Origin of the sequence: Mucilaginibacter metallidurans (assembly GCF_003286435.2) — a bacterium.
GTDB classification, from domain to species: Bacteria; Bacteroidota; Bacteroidia; order Sphingobacteriales; family Sphingobacteriaceae; genus Mucilaginibacter; species Mucilaginibacter gossypii.
In genome coordinates, this window is the sequence record NZ_CP043449.1 from 2,838,426 (window position 1) to 2,855,197 (window position 16,772).

General features: G+C 44.6%; 18 protein-coding genes. 4 read left to right on the forward strand and 14 right to left on the reverse strand.

Features of this window, described 5'->3' with window-relative positions; all coding sequences use genetic code 11:
* From nosZ to DIU38_RS12200, 10 genes are all read right to left on the reverse strand, one after another.
* Nucleotides 1-1,977, reverse strand: a complete 1,977-nt coding sequence (nosZ, locus tag DIU38_RS12160) for a Sec-dependent nitrous-oxide reductase (protein WP_112654959.1) — start codon at nucleotides 1,975-1,977, stop codon at nucleotides 1-3.
* Between the two features lie 20 nt (nucleotides 1,978-1,997).
* A complete protein-coding gene (locus DIU38_RS12165) occupies nucleotides 1,998-2,504 on the reverse strand; it encodes a c-type cytochrome (protein WP_223266067.1) in 507 nt (168 codons plus the stop codon).
* Between the two features lie 220 nt (nucleotides 2,505-2,724).
* Entirely contained in the window at nucleotides 2,725-3,090 is a 366-nt protein-coding gene (locus DIU38_RS12170; protein WP_243770760.1) for an RrF2 family transcriptional regulator, read from the reverse strand.
* A gap of 85 nt (nucleotides 3,091-3,175) precedes the next feature.
* The gene (gene ric, locus DIU38_RS12175) at nucleotides 3,176-4,138 is read right to left on the reverse strand and encodes an iron-sulfur cluster repair di-iron protein (RefSeq protein WP_112654961.1); all 963 of its coding nucleotides are present in this window, start codon (nucleotides 4,136-4,138) and stop codon (nucleotides 3,176-3,178) included.
* A gap of 233 nt (nucleotides 4,139-4,371) precedes the next feature.
* Nucleotides 4,372-4,578: a response regulator gene (locus DIU38_RS34880; protein ID WP_112654962.1), complete on the reverse strand. Its 207-nt coding sequence runs from the start codon at nucleotides 4,576-4,578 to the stop codon at nucleotides 4,372-4,374.
* A 17-nt stretch (nucleotides 4,579-4,595) separates the two neighbouring features.
* Nucleotides 4,596-4,739: a hypothetical protein gene (locus tag DIU38_RS33005; RefSeq protein ID WP_167516151.1), complete on the reverse strand. Its 144-nt coding sequence runs from the start codon at nucleotides 4,737-4,739 to the stop codon at nucleotides 4,596-4,598.
* A gap of 41 nt (nucleotides 4,740-4,780) precedes the next feature.
* The gene (locus DIU38_RS12185; protein WP_112654963.1) at nucleotides 4,781-5,992 is read right to left on the reverse strand and encodes a hypothetical protein; all 1,212 of its coding nucleotides are present in this window, start codon (nucleotides 5,990-5,992) and stop codon (nucleotides 4,781-4,783) included.
* Nucleotides 5,992-6,324 (reverse strand): metal-sulfur cluster assembly factor, encoded by a 333-nt coding sequence (locus DIU38_RS12190; protein WP_112654964.1) that lies wholly within the window; start codon nucleotides 6,322-6,324, stop codon nucleotides 5,992-5,994. The genes DIU38_RS12185 and DIU38_RS12190 overlap by 1 nt, the downstream gene beginning before the upstream one ends.
* Nucleotides 6,317-7,603: a hypothetical protein gene (locus DIU38_RS12195; RefSeq protein WP_146752295.1), complete on the reverse strand. Its 1,287-nt coding sequence runs from the start codon at nucleotides 7,601-7,603 to the stop codon at nucleotides 6,317-6,319. The genes DIU38_RS12190 and DIU38_RS12195 overlap by 8 nt, the downstream gene beginning before the upstream one ends.
* A gap of 2 nt (nucleotides 7,604-7,605) precedes the next feature.
* Nucleotides 7,606-8,421: a DUF2249 domain-containing protein gene (locus DIU38_RS12200; RefSeq protein ID WP_112654966.1), complete on the reverse strand. Its 816-nt coding sequence runs from the start codon at nucleotides 8,419-8,421 to the stop codon at nucleotides 7,606-7,608.
* Nucleotides 8,422-8,912: 491 nt separating this feature from the next.
* On the opposite strand from DIU38_RS12200, the gene DIU38_RS12205 reads away from it, so the two are divergent.
* Nucleotides 8,913-9,728: a universal stress protein gene (locus DIU38_RS12205; protein ID WP_112654967.1), complete on the forward strand. Its 816-nt coding sequence runs from the start codon at nucleotides 8,913-8,915 to the stop codon at nucleotides 9,726-9,728.
* A gap of 48 nt (nucleotides 9,729-9,776) precedes the next feature.
* Here the strand turns inward: DIU38_RS12205 and DIU38_RS12210 are convergent, their stop codons facing one another.
* The 4 genes from DIU38_RS12210 to DIU38_RS12225 all read right to left on the reverse strand — a co-directional run bounded on the left by DIU38_RS12210 (nucleotide 9,777) and on the right by DIU38_RS12225 (nucleotide 14,260).
* A complete protein-coding gene (locus tag DIU38_RS12210; protein WP_112654968.1) occupies nucleotides 9,777-10,988 on the reverse strand; it encodes an acetate/propionate family kinase in 1,212 nt (403 codons plus the stop codon).
* 8 nt (nucleotides 10,989-10,996) lie between these two features.
* On the reverse strand, nucleotides 10,997-13,102 hold the full coding sequence (gene pta / locus DIU38_RS12215; protein WP_112654969.1) for a phosphate acetyltransferase: 2,106 nt from the start codon (nucleotides 13,100-13,102) through the stop codon (nucleotides 10,997-10,999).
* Nucleotides 13,103-13,132: 30 nt separating this feature from the next.
* Nucleotides 13,133-13,507 (reverse strand): hypothetical protein, encoded by a 375-nt coding sequence (locus DIU38_RS12220; protein ID WP_112654970.1) that lies wholly within the window; start codon nucleotides 13,505-13,507, stop codon nucleotides 13,133-13,135.
* A 213-nt stretch (nucleotides 13,508-13,720) separates the two neighbouring features.
* The gene (locus DIU38_RS12225; protein WP_112654971.1) at nucleotides 13,721-14,260 is read right to left on the reverse strand and encodes a DUF3659 domain-containing protein; all 540 of its coding nucleotides are present in this window, start codon (nucleotides 14,258-14,260) and stop codon (nucleotides 13,721-13,723) included.
* 112 nt (nucleotides 14,261-14,372) lie between these two features.
* Here DIU38_RS12225 and DIU38_RS12230 point away from each other — a divergent pair, with 112 nt between their 5' ends.
* The 3 genes from DIU38_RS12230 (at nucleotide 14,373) to DIU38_RS33985 (ending at nucleotide 16,752) form a co-directional block, all read left to right on the forward strand.
* Nucleotides 14,373-14,774, forward strand: a complete 402-nt coding sequence (locus DIU38_RS12230; RefSeq protein WP_112654972.1) for an HYC_CC_PP family protein — start codon at nucleotides 14,373-14,375, stop codon at nucleotides 14,772-14,774.
* 129 nt (nucleotides 14,775-14,903) lie between these two features.
* Nucleotides 14,904-15,407 (forward strand): DUF3347 domain-containing protein, encoded by a 504-nt coding sequence (locus tag DIU38_RS12235; RefSeq protein ID WP_112654973.1) that lies wholly within the window; start codon nucleotides 14,904-14,906, stop codon nucleotides 15,405-15,407.
* A gap of 43 nt (nucleotides 15,408-15,450) precedes the next feature.
* Nucleotides 15,451-16,752, forward strand: a complete 1,302-nt coding sequence (locus tag DIU38_RS33985; protein WP_243770759.1) for a multicopper oxidase domain-containing protein — start codon at nucleotides 15,451-15,453, stop codon at nucleotides 16,750-16,752.
* The last annotated feature ends 20 nt before the right edge of the window (nucleotides 16,753-16,772 follow it).

Sequence of the window (16,772 nt, forward strand, 5' to 3'; positions counted from 1 at the left end):
TTACCTTGCCGCGAGGTTTTCTCCCAGGTGGAAAGTAAGTGGTACGTTTGAGCCTTTAGGCGATACCCTAAAGTAACCAGACATTTCCTGGTGCAATGCAGAGCAGAAGTCAGTACAATAGAATGGGAAAATACCAGTCCGGTCAGGTGCCCATTTCAGTGTGGCTGTCTCGCCAGGCATGATCAATAATTCTGAATTATTGGAACCTTTGATGGCAAAGCCGTGCGGAACGTCCCAGTCCTGCTCCAGGTTGGTCACATGCACATACACATCATCACCCTGATTTATGCCTTCTATATTGTCCGGGGCCAGGTGAGACCGGATAGCAGTCATGTATACATCCACCCGGTTGCCTTTTCTTACTACGCGGGCTTCTTTCTCTGATTTAGCAGCGTATGGATTATCGTTCTCTTCCAGTTTAAAAAACTTCACAGAATTTTTCTCTATTTTCTCCGCCGGTATGGTCTGCGCGTAGTGCGGCTCACCAATGGTCGGGAAGTCAAGCAATAGTTTCATCTTGTTGCCGGTAATGTCAATCAACTGGGCAGATTGCGTTAACTCAGGGCCGGTGGGCAGATAACGGTCTTTGGTGATCTTGTTCAATGCAATCACATATTTACCATATGGATGCCTGGAATCGCCGCCCGGTACCGAAAGGTGGCCGATAGAATAATAAGTTGGAATACGATCGATGATCTCACGTGTGTCCACTTTCCATTTTACAATCTCTGAAGACACGAACATGGACGTATAAGCATAACCTTTACCGTCAAATTCGGTATGCAGCGGACCTAAACCCGGCTTTTGCACTTCACCTTCCAATACAGTATTATATTTCAATACCGGAATACCGTCAAAGTCCCCTTCAAATTGTTTTTGGTCAATAGCACCAAGCATCTTCTTAAACGAAAATACAGGAATCACCGCGGCCAGTTTACCGCTGGCAACAAAGTATTCGCCGTTGGGTTCCACATCAACACCGTGAGGTGATTTTGGGCATGGAATATAATAGATTAGTCCCGGATAATCTTTTACATCCAGCATGGTCACGTCGTTTTCCATGGTTGAAGTAGCTGAGTGGGTGCGCTCGTTATAGAGGTTATGCGCGTATTTAGCAGGCGCTTTATGCCCCTTGCCCTGGGCCACCAACTCTTCTGCTTTTTTCCAGTTCACCGCCATTATAAAGTCCTTGTCGCGTTGACTGGCATTAACTTCAAGCAAGGTATTGGCTTGCTCCGTATTATAACAGGTAAAGAAGATCCAATCATGTGAGGGGCCTTTGCCGGCATGTGCCAGGTCATAATTAAAGCCAGGAACAATCAATTGAAAGGCAATGTTCATGCGGCCCGTGTTCTTATCTACTTTGATAAAAGTCGCGGCACCTTTAAACTTCTTTTTGAAATCACCTATCGATACATCCTTATCTCCATCAAGCGGTACGCTAAAACGAGTGTTACCTACTATATACTCGGTATTTTCTGTACAAAATGGAGAGGCATGGTTACCGGCAACGTTTGGTAATTCCAGAATTTCTTCCGTTTTGAAAGTTGCCAGGTTGAGACGGGCAATGCGTGGCGTGTTATTACCGTTAATGAAAAGCCAGCGGCCATCATCTTCGCCATTGGTTTTGGAAAGTTCAGGATGGTGCGTGTCGTCCCAGGGCACAAATCCGTGCGAGGTGTTGAGCATTGGTTTGGTCTCTTCTGAGTAGCCATAACCATTTTCCGGGTTCTGGGAAAACACAGGTATCACTTTAAGCAACCTGCCGGAAGGAATACCATACGCTGCAATCTGGCCGCTGAAGCCACCGGAAGCGAACATGTACAATTCATCATGCTTGCCGGGCGCTACGTATACTTTTTTGGCAGCATCTTCATCGGTGGCCGCCTGCCCCGTTTTACCTGCTTTACAACCGCTGGCGATGGCAATCGCCCCCAGTCCCGCTAACAGCAGGGTAGTTTGTGAAATTCGTTTCATGGTTTAAACATATAAAGAGGTTATTGATCGTTTTTTCTCAAATACTCAAGTATCTGTCGGGTTTCATCGTCACTTACATTCTGAAAACTCATCTGAGTCAGATATTTTGCTAAAAGCGCTTTACCCACGGGGTCTTTTTGTTCCATTTCTACCGGATTGGTGATCTGGTTCATGATCCATTCCGGCGTACGGCGTTTGGTTACCCCTTTCAGACCGGGCCCAACTACCTTCTGATCGGTGATCTGGTGACAGGCGGAGCACTTGGCAGTAAAAACTCCTTTGCCTTTGTCGGCCATTGCATTGTCGATTGCGCCGATCTCCACGCTTGTGAACTTACCTACGCCCTTGCTGTCACTTTTGGCGGCTGGGTCAACGTCTGCTGAAGATGCGGCCGAACTATTTTCGGCATTGGCAGCCGGAGCAGATTCCGTCGCCTGTTTATCACCCCCATTGGAAGGGCCGCAAGCGGCCAAAAGGGCCATACCTCCTATAAAGGCGGCCCGGATAAAGCTGGTTGAAATTTTCATTATTTTCATATTTATAATACTTCGAAATTGCTTTATTAATTTTGACTATTTTATGACTTAAATCATGTTTTTTTAGTGATACACATCATTTAAATAGCATTTTATATGATATATAATATACTTATAGATTCAGCCTCAAAGCCACCCTTTATAAATCAAGACATTTTTATCTTTTATTATTTTAAACTTGTCCCCTCCTGTTTGTTGAATAAAAATTTGCTTATTTTAAAACGTACTTATTTTGCTGGTAATCGCTTACCAAGTCTCGAAGGGATTTTTTGTTAAATTCGAGGAGCAGTTGTGTCCGTACCGTCTTAATTTCGTCGTGCACCGGACAAGGCTTCGTGTCGGAACAGTTTTTAAGTCCAAGTATGCAGGCATTGAATAGCCCGTCCCCTTCAATAGCCCGGATAATATCAATCAGGTAAACCTTGGCGGAGTTTTCAATATAAAAACCTCCGTGCGGACCTTTGCTGGAGGAAATGACGCGCTTTCGGGATAACCCCTGCAGGATCCTGGCAGTGAAATGTACAGGTGCACCTATGGCTTCAGCGACCTCTGACATGCCGGTCTTTTCTTTGTTCAAGGTCTTATAACCAACATATACTGCCGCCCTGATGGCATATTCACATGATTTAGATAATAACACTACTATCCTTTCAACTTAAAACTTATAATTGAGAATTATCTTTTAACTGCTGTTCGAGTTGAACCGACTTTGGAAACAAAATATTGTTCTCGAGGTGTACATGTGTGTGCAGGTCATTTTTAAACTCCTGCAACTTTTGGAAAAGGATACGATACGAGGTACAGGCATCTTCCGGAAGCGTATAGCTATTTGTCATTTGCCTGATCTCTTCGAGTTCTTCTCCCGCTCCTTCATGCTCCATCTCCATCATTTGAATGGGATTCATTACCCCGCCAAATGGTGCCGGCATCACAGCGGTACCTAATTCCCGGGCTGTCACCATATCCCTGATATAAGGAAAAAGGATGCGCTCCTCTTTAATCATGTGCATGCTCAGTTCCTGTGCCACCGTAGCGAATACGTTAGCCACCCCAATCAATTCGGGGCGTTTGTCCCCGTGTACACGCGCCACTTTTGTTGCAAGTTCACCAATAAAGGGGATATTGTCACGCACATATTTATGATGGACATTTACTACGTAGTCACTTAAAAAATCAAGAGCCCAGTCCTGAAAATTATGCGCATTTACATATTCTCCGCTATCCGCCGACTGCAGTGCGAGCTTCACTTCTTCAACGGCAAGCCCTTTTTTCACGCAGGCTTCTGTTAATGTTTTTTTGCCGCCGCAGCAGAAATCAATGCCGAGTTTTTTGAAAACCATAGCCTTCCTATAGTCTTTAGCAACAATCTCACCAATTGTCTCTTCCTGGTTATCCGGGTTCTTTTTACCAATCAGAACCCGCCAAACCTCCGGGCCGCTCATCAGATATTCCCAGTTAAAGATCTGTCCGCGCTCTGCCAGCAACTGATAATAAAGCGGTTTGGGGTCATGATCATTGTGAATGATCAATTCCTCACCGCCGGTCAGTTCGTCGAATCTCTTAAAAATAGTGGGATGTTTTAGTTTTGGTTCAATGACCGTTACATCCAAAATTTGTGTTTCCATTTGTTATTAATTTAATAGAAGATAAATTTATCCTTTATTATTGTTCTTGTATATTTTAGGCTGTTCTTTTTTCGTAAATGTGATAACAATCAACTTTTAAAGCGTAAAAGTGACCGCGCTCATTAGCTCCGCCTGAAACTTTGAAAAGCATTGCCGTAATTTCAGTAAAAAATAGTCATGGCACGTTAACCCGATATTTGAGGCAAATTACCGGGCGTTCAACCGAAGGGGAATCAGATTATGTCCAGGCACTTCCGGATACAGTTAATAATCTCAGCTTCGTCATATGGTTTAATGAGATAGTTTTGTATTTCCATCACTTTTGCTATGCCCTGGTCCCTCTTTTCGGAAAATGCGGTAGTAAAGATGAAGGGGATGTTTTTTTTAAAGGAATCCTCTTGAAGCTGATTGAACACATCGTATCCACTAATACCCGGCATAACTACATCCGAAATGATCAAGTCCGGGTTAAATCAGTCAGGTATAATCCGGCCTCGCCGCAGTCGGCAACCAGCACTTCGAAACCGTAAAGCTCCGGCAGCTCTGCTGCGTTTTCCCGAATGTCCTGGTTGTCTTCGATTAGGAGAACTTTGTTTTTCATATCCGGCGTGTTAATCCAAAAATAAAAATTGGAGTGTGATTTTACACGCTAACTGCCTCACTTTTTTTTGAACTACCTAAAACTAGCAGCCCAAAATAGCCGACCCCGCATAGCAGCAACAGTATGGATAGCAACAATAATTGGGGCTCTACCTCCTGAACTATTATTCCGACAAGTTTTAAGGCGGGTTCAACAAATAATATCACGAGATATGCGAAAGTCAACACTATATAACTTCCGTTTATGATCTGCAATTTTTTTCCGGCGCCGAAAAAGCCGGCTTGCTTAAACTGATCGAGTATGACTGGTGTCACGATGCCCAATGTCAACAAATGAATATAGCCAATGATGATATTACGGTCACTGAAAGCCCATCTGCCAATGACGGGAATACATACCAGGGTTTGAAAAACGGTTTTTAAGGTAATGGCTAAAAATGCAACTTTTAACAGCAAAGGCAGTTTCAACAGCCGCGTTTTCCGACCCTGGCATATCATAAACCACGCAGTAAGATTACCCGCAGCCGCAATTCCGGCTATCAGAAAAACCCAACCGGCAGGGTTGCTCCACAAGGTAAAAATTAAATACAGCGGCAAGTTCGACCAGATTAATAGTTGATATACCCAACGCTGCGGATTGGTTGGGCAAATATTGAAATAAGTGATTTCAACTAACGCAATGGCCGCCAACTGCATCCAGCCATTCAACTGAAAATGCAGGTAAACATAAATTGCATCCTGGTACACTGCCGTGCCTTTTAATCCCATAACCATAAGCGGCCCCAGGGCTAAAGGGCCAAGTGAGGAAAAGCAGAGAAAAAACAAAGCGCCAAGGGCCAATTGGCGCGCGCCCTTTGAAAGTTGCCGGGTTTCCTTTAAACTTTTCAGGAACTGCCGGGTAAAATAATAAGTACTTAAAATAAAAAATGTCGAAAAAATAATAGAGACTGTTTTGTAGCCCTGAAAGGAGAAACTAACCAGCATGCCATAAGCACTTACGAGTGTTGCATTAAGGGCATACAGGAACTTCCGACGTCTTTCAACAGGCGAAACCCGTCCGGCCAATAGCATGGCCAATCCAAGAAAAGCCCACCCGGCAAAAGCGAAATGCGAGTGAGCATGCAGTAAAAAAATATAGTTTAAATGAGGCACAAAGGCAATATGCATCAGCCTGAGCAACACGCCAAAAACAGCAAGCACCACAAAGCTGCCTCCTGCCCAATAATGATACCTGCCTTTACTTATCCAGTCCATTATCCCCACAACTGTTTTTTGCCTTCTTCGGTAATATTATCAAAGCCCCATACTGGCTCCCAGGTGAGTTGCACATCTGTCTTGTAGTCCACAAATCTGGCTTCGAGGCAATTGGCCACCCCCTGCAAAATGGCCTCACCTACCGGGCAACTGGGTGACGATAAGGTCATTACCACCACCAGCATCCTCACTGTGCTATTTGCCCTGATAGTATAAACAAGTCCCAAATCAATGATATTGACATGAAGTTCAGGGTCAATAATGGATCGTAAGCGCTCCCATGCTTCCATTTCTATATAGGTATCAGGATTGGTAACGTCAAAGTTATGCATGGCCGGTTGTTTTTTTGCGGGTAAGGACCCTGGTTAAATTTAAAAGATAGCAAAGCGCCGTTAACAGCAGGCAACCTGAGGCAATACGCGCAGGCGCAGCCAGGCCAGATAACGCCATAGTGATCATGGATAATATAAAACCGGTAAAGGCGATACCCTGGATGATCAGTAATTTTTGACTGTATAGATCCGAAGGTAAAGGTGTAGGTTCTTTGCCAGTTCTTGGTCCATAAATTTTTAGCCAAACCAGGAAAGGCAAAGTTTTAAACGCCTGCCCCAGGATCAGTAAAGAAAGCCAGCCCATTAGCACCAATAACCCGTATAGTTTAGTAAGTGCAATGCCTTGTGTGGTATTTTGAACATGTGCGTTAATAATAAGCGGCTGTATCAGCAATGCAGCCAGCAGCAATATAAAAGACAGCATGGTGTACATCATGGGCAAATCCAACTTTCTTTTCATTCTTGACCGGTAACATTGGATTAAATAAATGAAATATATGATAAACGCTGCAGCTGGAAGCAGTGCGATGAGATAGGTACGGTTATTGATACCTTCCAGGTATGTATCAATCACAAATGCAAGCAGGCCGCCATTCAGCAGATAATAAACCCAATCAAGCAGCTGCAAATTCTGTTTGCGGGACGCCAGGAACATTGGCACCAATTTACTGCTTACCCCTATTACCAACAATAAAAACCAGCCTCCCATTCCCATATGCGCATGGAGCCTTAAAAACTGAAGGTGATCCTGCGGCAGAAAGGCGTAACTGAGGTTGAATACCAGCAGAACCCCAAGAACACCGGTGGCAAGCAACCAGATACAGGAAGTATTGATCATTTCCTGATGAATGTTCTCCTTTTTGTTCTTTAACCTTTTTCCAGTAAGAAAAATAACAATGGTAAAGCCAAGCATGCCGGTTAGCAGCAGCAGTGCCCCTCCCTGCATACATAAACCTGGTTCAAAACGCCAGAAAGAACAAACCAACAGGACAAGCCCGCTCAAAAAAGCGACAAATGATAGCCAGGGCAAACGATAGCTTGACAACCCTGTTTCAAGTATGACCGGTACCAGTTGATACGCTGCCCCGAAAATAACCATGGTAATCCAGCCCAGCGCGGCAAGATGGGTAATGGCTAATAATTTCGGCTGAAAATAGTGCCCGGCAAAATCTGCCGACGCAAAGAAAAACAAGACACCGATAAGCACAAAACAAACCGCTGAAGCCAGGTAGTGAGCCCATACAATAGGGTATAATCCGGGATGCTGTTTAGTGATCATATTCATGGCCTATAGATAAACAGGATAACTGCTTCCGCTGTTTCCATGATGCGAAAGTCAAAACCTCTTTCTTTTAATACCGGGAGCAGATGAACGGGGACTTTTCGATGCCGGACATACAAGGCTTCAGTGGTTTTCAGCGTTTCCAGCTTGTCCAGGATCATAGTCATAGGCTTGGGCATTTGGAAAGGCCTGACATCCATAATGTGCAATTGGTAGGCTTTCATAAGTTCCGTGAACCCATCTGCTTCAACCGATAATTCTGATATATCCATTATGAGCTCATCAGGTTCGGCCTCATTCTTTAGGAAATAAGTATTCACAAGTTCCGGTCCCGCGATGTCCATAAACGAACGGTATCCCTTATTTTCCAGAAGACTGATTAACGGCACAGGTTCAAAAGTATTGATCACTTTAAGCACCTCGCCATTTTTAAGCCCGGCCGCCGCTGTGAGGATGATTTTTAAAGGGTCATTTCCTGCCGCCAAAATCGGTCTGACATCAAGATCAATAATTTTAGTAAAAGAAGCGGCAAGGGGAAGCGGTAACCTGTCAACTTCAACAGCTTCGTGCGCCGCTTTAAATCCAAGCGGTCTAAGGACGTCAAAAAATTCATTCAACGAGCAGCCTGCTATCCTGCAAGCCTGAGCAACGGATACCCGTTTGGCTAAAACCTTTCTGAGCACAGGATTTTTCAGCCGGTTAAAATTTTTATTGAGTTCGGTAAGTTTTTGGATTATCAGCTCTTCGTTATACTTCAGCAGATCACTGATTAGGCTATTAGCATTCAATACAATGTGTATTTCTGACGGTTCCATTTTTTTATGAGTTGATGGACAAATGTAAATAATAAAAGATAAAATTGTCTTTTATTGTTTAGAAAGGTGACGCAAAGATTACGTTTACCCGGCTACGATATTTTTTTTACGTCAGTCACCCATCGATCAAATGGCTGCCAACAATTGGTTTCCTGTTCTCTCTCTGCCCAGATTATCTACGCTATTTGTAAAAAAGCCCCTATCTCCTAAAATAAACTTTCAAATGGTCCGATGCTATGGCAGTTGATCTTCTCCCCGATTGCCTTATGATTTTCCTGCAGTTGTTAGTAATTGTGATCATTTTTTAAGCTGATCAACGTCATGTTGAAGTTTAAAGCCATTCTTGATCTTTGTTTTTAAGAAACCACCGATAAAAAAGCAGAACAGGTCGCGCTGTTTAACTAAGCTATTTATGGTACAAAGGGTCTTCTACTTTTACTAGCCCGTATTTAATGGTTTTATGAATATTAACAAAACAACCAGTCACTCATATGAAAACTATAATTGCTGCAACAGACTATTCGCCAGCTGCTGAAAACGCGGTAACCTATGCCGCCGCTTTGGCCAAACATTTCAACTACAGGCTCCTGCTTTTTAATGCCTTCAGCTTGTCCCTGCACGAATCGAATACGCTACTGCCAGCTTCAACTGTAAGCGACCTGGAGGCAAAAAATCAAGACCGGCTTGCACAACAAGCAGCAATAACTGCACTGATTCACGACATCACTGTCAGTTATGAAACCAGTTATACGCCGGTTACAGATGAATTACAAAACCTGGTAAAAAAGCACAATGCTTCGCTGGTAGTGCTTGGCATGGCCCCTGAAAGTCAGGATCAATGGGTTTTAGGCAATACAACTACAACTGCCATCAAAAATTTGGCTTTCCCTGTGCTGGTCGTCCCCATTGGCGCCCGGTTCAAAGGGCTAAAGAAAATCATGCTGGCATGTGATGTGGCTAATGACCAGCCGGTACAGTTACTATCCATGATTCGGAATGAAGTTATTGCTTTCGAATCGCCGGTGGAGATTTTTTATGTTAATAAAGAAGCAGCTGAAATAAAACCTGTTCAGGACACAGTACCGCATAATTTCCAGGCAGCTGGTATTGATTGTGTTTATAGAGAAACTAATTCAAATAAAATCGTTGCCGAATTAAAAAAAGAGCTTATTACTTGTGGCGCCGAGTTGTTGATCATGATCCCCAAAAAGCACGGCTTCTGGTCTTCACTTCTTCACCGAAGTAAAACCCGCCAAATGGCTACCGGGCTTAACATACCGTTACTTGCTGTTCCGATGAGTTCATGAACTTAAGTAATGATCGCCAGAATTATAAAATATTTGCCTGGGGATCAGTTACCGCCCGGTGGTTTCACCGAGCAATTGCCTGCACTGCCGGGCAATTTCCAATTCTTCATTGGTGGGCACCACCAATATTCTGGCACGGGAGGCCGGTGCACTAAGATCACGAATCCCATTGCCTTTTTCTGAATTTTTTTCGTTATCCAGCTTAATGCCTAAAAAATCCATATTCCGGCAAACGAGGTCGCGTGCCAGGGCATCATTTTCACCAACCCCAGCCGTAAACACAATTGCATCAAGCCCGTTCATTGCAGCGGCATAAGCGCCAATAAATTTTTTAATTCGGTAGGCATACATCTCATAAGCAAGCTCCGCCCGGGCGTTCCCATTATTATAAAGCGCGCTGATATCCCGCATATCGTTATGACCGGTAAGCCCCTGCATGCCACTTTGTTTGTTTAACAAGGTAGTAAGTTGTTCTGTACTGTAATTTTCCCGTTCTGCAAGGTATAATAATACCGAGGCATCAATGCATCCGCTTCTTGTTCCCATGATCAACCCATCAAGTGGAGTAAGCCCCATACTTGTATCCACGCTCTTTCCGCCGTTAACAGCGGCCATGCTGCAGCCATTACCAAGGTGAATGGTAATGAGTTTTGCATCTGTATGATTAAGATATTTCATTGCTTCACCACTAACGTACTGATGACTTATGCCATGAAAGCCATAAACACGAATGCCGTGGTTTTTATAAAAAGAGTCGGGTATAGCATACCTAAAAGCTTTTTCGGGTAGCGATGTATGAAAAGCGGTATCAAATACAGCAATCTGTACAGCCTGGGGGAAAATCTTTTCCGACACTTCGATACCCTTTATATGCCCCGGATTATGCAAAGGCGCCAGTGGGTACAGTGCTTTGATCTTGTCTTTTACCCCGGGCGTAATGACTGTGGTACCGGTAAGTTTTTCGCCGCCATGAACTACACGATGACCAACCGCGCCCACTTGTCCCGAATCGCGGATCACCGCGATACCATCCCTGGTGAGCAGTTCGCCCACAACCTGCATGCCGGCTTCGTGATCGGGTACCTGTTGTTGAATGTACAACACTTTTTCCTCGTCATGTTGCCTGTATTTATGAGTGATCAGCGCATCTGGCTGACCGATGCGTTCAACCAGGCCACTGCAAAGCGGGCTGCTTGAATCCTGAGAAAATAACTGGTATTTGATAGAGCTGCTGCCCGAATTGATAACAAATATTTCCATATGTAAAATTATAATGAGGCCGGGCTATCCTGACTTTGTATAGCAGTGATAATAACGGTATTAAAAACATCATCAACAGTGCAACCGCGGCTAAGGTCATTGACCGGTTTATTCAACCCCTGCAGCATCGGCCCAATGGCCAGGGCTCCCGTTTCCCGCTGTACCGCTTTATAAGTGTTATTCCCGGTATTCAGATCAGGGAAAATCAATACGCTTGCTTTGCCGGCAACTTCTGAACCGGGCATTTTCTGGCTGCCAACTACCGGATCTACAGCGGCATCATATTGTATAGGCCCTTCTACTTTAATATCGGGCCGTCTATCACGCACCAATTGGGTAGCTCGCCTAACCTTTTCCACATCGGCACCTGAACCTGATGTACCCGATGAATATGAAAGCATTGCAACACGCGGTTCAATGCCAAAACGCAGGCTGTTATCTGCCGACGAGATAGCTATCTCGGCCAGTTCTTCGGCAGTAGGGTCGGGATTTACCGCACAATCGCCAAATACAGAAACACGGTCGGCCAGGCACATAAAAAAAACAGATGACACCGTAGAGATGCCGGGCTTTGTTTTAATAAACTGCAGGGCGGGGCGTATGGTATGCTGAGTGGTATGAACTGCCCCGGAAACCATTCCGTCGGCGTGCCCTTTATAAACCATCATCGTTCCAAAATAAGATACATCCGTCATAAGGTCCCTCGCCATTTCGAGGGTTATGTTTTTACTTTTACGCAGCTCATACAGTGTTTGAACATAATCTTCGTAATGAGGCGAACTGGCCGGGGGTATAACGGTTACCTTATTGAGATCAAGGTCAATGCCCAACCGTTTCACCGAAGCGGCTATTTCTGCAGGATCGCCAAGCAGGATAATGTTAACCAACTGCTGGGCAATCAGCCTTGCGCTCGCCTGCAGGATGCGGTCATCATTCCCTTCGGGCAGTACAATAGTTTTGCGCTGCCGCTTAGCCCATTGAGTGAGCTGGTATTGAAACATGTGCGGCGTCATCACATTGGAATGATATGTTACCAGCATTTTATCAAGGGCGGCGATATCTATATAACGGTTAAATGTTTCTATAGCAAGCCGTATTTTTTTAGTATTATCCGCTGTAATACGGGCTTTAACTGCTGCCACCTGATTGGTTGTTTCAAAAGTGCCGGCCCCGACAGCGAGGATAGGGACAACGTTCTGCAATCCTTCAATCAACCTCATCACCGGTTCTTCCGGAATTGCGCCTGCCGTAAGTATAATGCCGGCCACGCGGGGATAACTGGCAGACTGATTGGCTTGCAACGAGCTGATGACAATATCCCCCCTGTCGCCAGGTGTAACGATCAAAACATTCTCCTTCAGATAATTCAAAAAATTGGGCACCTGCATGGCGCCGGTCACAAAGTTATCAACCTGGTTTCCGAGGTGTTCACTGCCAAACAGCAACCTGCCGTCCAACTTTTCAAAAATATCGCGAACAGTTGGGTTTTCCAGGCCCGGATCAGCGGGTACAACGGCGATAAGTATATTTTCGGACAATTGCGCACGCAGCAATTGTTGTACATCTGCAGCCTGATCGGCCTGTACCCTGTTGACAACAACCGCTAATACCTGAATATCCTGCACCTGGTAAGCCTGCCTGAAATTCAGCGCATCCTGAACGATTTCGGCAGTGGTTTTCCCCACGCCCGATACAAGGAGTAAGACGGGGGAGTTCAGATTTTTGGCGATGAGCCGGTTAGTTTCAAACTCAAATGCCGTTCCCTGCCCTTCAAAATCACTCCCTTCAACTACAGTAAAATCACACGTCGCTTCTAAGGCCTTAAACCGTGCGATAATCGCGTCGATCATGTCGCCCTGGTGCTGATCTTTGATCTGCTGCATAGCCCCCTGCCGGGTAAATACATAGGTATCCCGATAAGTTTGCGGTAGTTGGAAATGTGCAAGGACCGTTTCAATATGGGTGTCTGGCTGCTCTTCCGGGCCGAAAGGTATAATGGGTTTCAAATAACCTATCTTTTGTGCCCGGCCAAGCAGCATAGCCACCAAACCCAATACAATAACTGATTTGCCGCTATAGGGTTCGGCCGAAGTGATATAAATACTTTTTGTCAAAACCTTTATAAATTAATTTTTCTTGTGGAACTAAGCAGCCCGCCTTATGCCCGTCAATGCCAATTTAAGGTCCTTCATTGCCAATAAAGCGCCACCCACCCTGATCTGTAAACTGATAAGGTCATCTATCAGCGATAACCCGATCACAGCTCCCGGAACAACGATCAACTGTTCTATTTTGTTTATAAAATGAAGAATATCTTTATGCAGGTCATGTTGCTCAAGCATAGCCGAGTGCAGCCCTTCTTCAATATGCCTGGCCGCGTTTTTTTCGCCAGCCAGCAGTTTTGTTAAAAAGACGTGCTCATTATCCAGGAAGGCCAGGTCTGCCAGCCATTGCTTACCGGTGAGGTAAATTTCCTGAAGTTCAAATTCCAGTTCGGTGTCTTCGATAAGTGCTTCCATCGTTTGAATATTTTATAGTACAAATATCGTTGCCGGATGAAATCTGATAAGGGTAAACAATCAAAAACAAAAATGATCTCCGTCATATTTAACTATAGCCTGAGCAGGACAATTGGGATACATCCCTGGCTTAAAAAAACAACAATGAAAGCGATGATTAGCAGCGTTGAATTAGCAAACAGAAAAGGGAGTATGTTTTGATACTCCCTTTAATTAATGCACCGGGTGCGGCGTATTTTTCTTTTTCAGCCAGAAACAATGCGCGGCGCACGCATGCAGTTTATAATTTTTGTGGGTCGTGCCAAGGTTATGTCCTGCAGGATCAAGGATTTCGCATTCTTCGGCGTCTTTATCCTTAACTTTAAGTACGGTTTCACCCTCATTATTAAAATAAAAACCGTCTTTCCTTGCTTTGCCCAGTTTATTGCCCTTGGCATCGATCACGTTACCGTCCCGGTCGATAAAATAAACCTTGTTGCCCTGGGCATCTTTTACGATATCATCTTTGCTGATATACCCGAGCAGCGTACCGCCGTGATCATGGATTTCACCTTTTTTATTGATATGAATCTCGCTGGCAGGAACACTCTTAGGTTCTGTTTGCGCAAATGCAGACGCACTATTCCATATAGCGCAGCTGTAATAAACAAAATAGCTGTGATTAGTTTTTTCATGATTGTTTTTAGCCAAAGTAACGGCATATAAAAGAGCAAGTCGCTGATCATCAGCATGTAAAAAAGTAATAATTATCATTTATTGCAAAGATGGATTATCCTATGTTTGGAAGGCGATCTATCCCAAAAAAACATAAAAAGAAAAAGAAATTCTATAAACAACACTTTACTAATTTGCTGATATTTGTACCGTGATCAAGAAACTGTTCGTAACTTTTTTAGCTGTGCTGTACCTCGGGGTTTCTTCGGGTGCAACATTGCATTATCAGTACTGCATGGGCAGGCTGATCAAGGTTGCGTTGTGGCATGATGAGCAGAGCAAAAAATGCAATACCTGCGGTATGAATTACCGGGGCAAGGCTGCAAAAAAATGCTGTACAGATAAACACCAGCAACTAAAATCGGAAAAGAGCAGCTCACTTACGTACAGCCAGATTGGCCTGGGCACAAGCCCCGCATTGCTGGTTATACCGCTTTTCGGGTTGGTGCCTTACAATTACCTGCCGCTGAAAATTAGTCGTCCGGTTGGACAGTCACCGCCGCTTGTCACTACCCTACCTGTTTTTTTACGCAACTGCACATTCCGCATTTGATTTTCCTCTTGCTTCAATCCGAAGCCCGGTAGCTTTTTTTATCGCTACCCTGCAACCCTAAAACTTCTTTAATCCATAGTTTCCTGCTACGGCTGGAAATGATATTCATTATTTAACCATTTCTATATCATGAAAAAGATTCAAATTTTCGTTTTCGCCATCGTCATGCTATTTGCTTTTAACCAGGTTAAAGCACAAAACACTTCTTCCAAAGCTGATGTACTTTCGGCCTATTATGGCGTAAAAAACGCCCTGATCAGCGGCGACGCGTCTGCAACCAATTCCAAAGCCAAAATGTTACTGGCTGCAATCAGTTCATTTCCGGTCGACAAGCTTTCGGCAGCTGATAAAACTACCTGGACAAAATATGCGGATAAGTTGCAGTTCGATGCCCGTCATATTTCGGAAAGCGATGATATCATGCATCAGCGTGAACATTTTGCCAAGCTTTCAGAAAACATGTTCGCCGCCGTACAGGCAATTAAGCTGAACAATGCTCCTGTTTACCGCGACTATTGTCCTATGAAAAAATCATATTGGCTAAGTGAAACAGCCGCCATTCAAAATCCCTATTATGGCAATCAAATGTTAAACTGTGGCGCTGTAAAAGAAACTTTACCTGCAGCTAAGTAATTAAAGGGCCGGGGCAAATACTCCGGCCTTACATTTTAATACCATGAAGAAGTTTATTTTATTGATCATTTTTTTGCTGCCTGTTGCCAGCGCCATTGCCCAGCATTCGGGGATGAAAATGGAGCCAACTGGTCAGAGCAAGCATCTTCCGTTTTTCACCAAAACAGGTAGCCGGGAGATATACCACTTATACATCAATGATACTACCGTTAACTATACCGGCAAACAGCAGCCGGCTATGGCTATAAATGGCAGTATCCCTGCACCTGAACTGGAATTTACCGAAGGCGATACTGCCGAGATCTATGTGCACAATGAAATGATGATGGAAACCTCTATCCACTGGCACGGACTGATCCTGCCCAACCGGTATGACGGTGTTTCTTATCTCACCACCACGCCCATCAAGGCCGGTGAAACGCACCTGTTTAAATTTCCGCTGGTGCAGCACGGAACCTACTGGTACCACTCCCATACCATGACGCAGGAACAAAGCGGGCTGTACGGCGCATTCACCATTCATGAAAAACAACCATCCCCTGTAAAAGAATATACCCTGCTGCTGAGCGACTGGACCGATGAAAACCCGGAACAGGTACAGCGCCGCCTCCATAATGCCACAGACTGGTATGCTATCCGTAAAGGAAGTACCCAGAATTATTTGCAGGCGATACAAACCGGACACTTCAAAACAAAGCTGGCCAATGAATGGAAACGCATGACTGCCATGGATGTAAGTGATGTTTACTACGACCGTTTTTTTAGCAATGGCAAGCCCGAAAACCAAGCTCCCGAATTTAAAGCCGGCGACAAGGTAAAACTGCGGGTAATTAACGGAAGTTCTTCTACCTATTTCTGGCTCGGCTGGGCGGGCGGCAAACTGAAAGTGGTTGCCAATGATGGCGAAGATGTTCAGCCGGTTGAAGTGGACCGGATGATCGTAGGTGTTGCGGAAACCTATGACCTGATGGTTACTATTCCCGCTGATGGCAGTTATGAGTTCCTGGCGACACCTGAAGATCGTACTAAATATACGTCGCTTTGGCTGGGAAGTGGAGTCAAACACGCAGCTAAAAAGCTGCCTAAACTGAAATATTTTGAGGGCATGAAAATGATGAATGATATGATGGATATTCAGGGTAACATGAAGGAAATGGAGGGAATGAAAATGACTACCCAAGTAATGGACATGAACACCGTAATGTATCCCGAACTTGACAAAGGCAAGCCGCCGGTTACCCTGAACTATGGTATGCTGAAAGCCCTTCAACCGACAACGCTTCCTACCGGACCAACCAAAGTGTTCAATTTTGAATTAACCGGCAACATGAACCGCTATGTCTAGACGATCAACAACAAAACCGT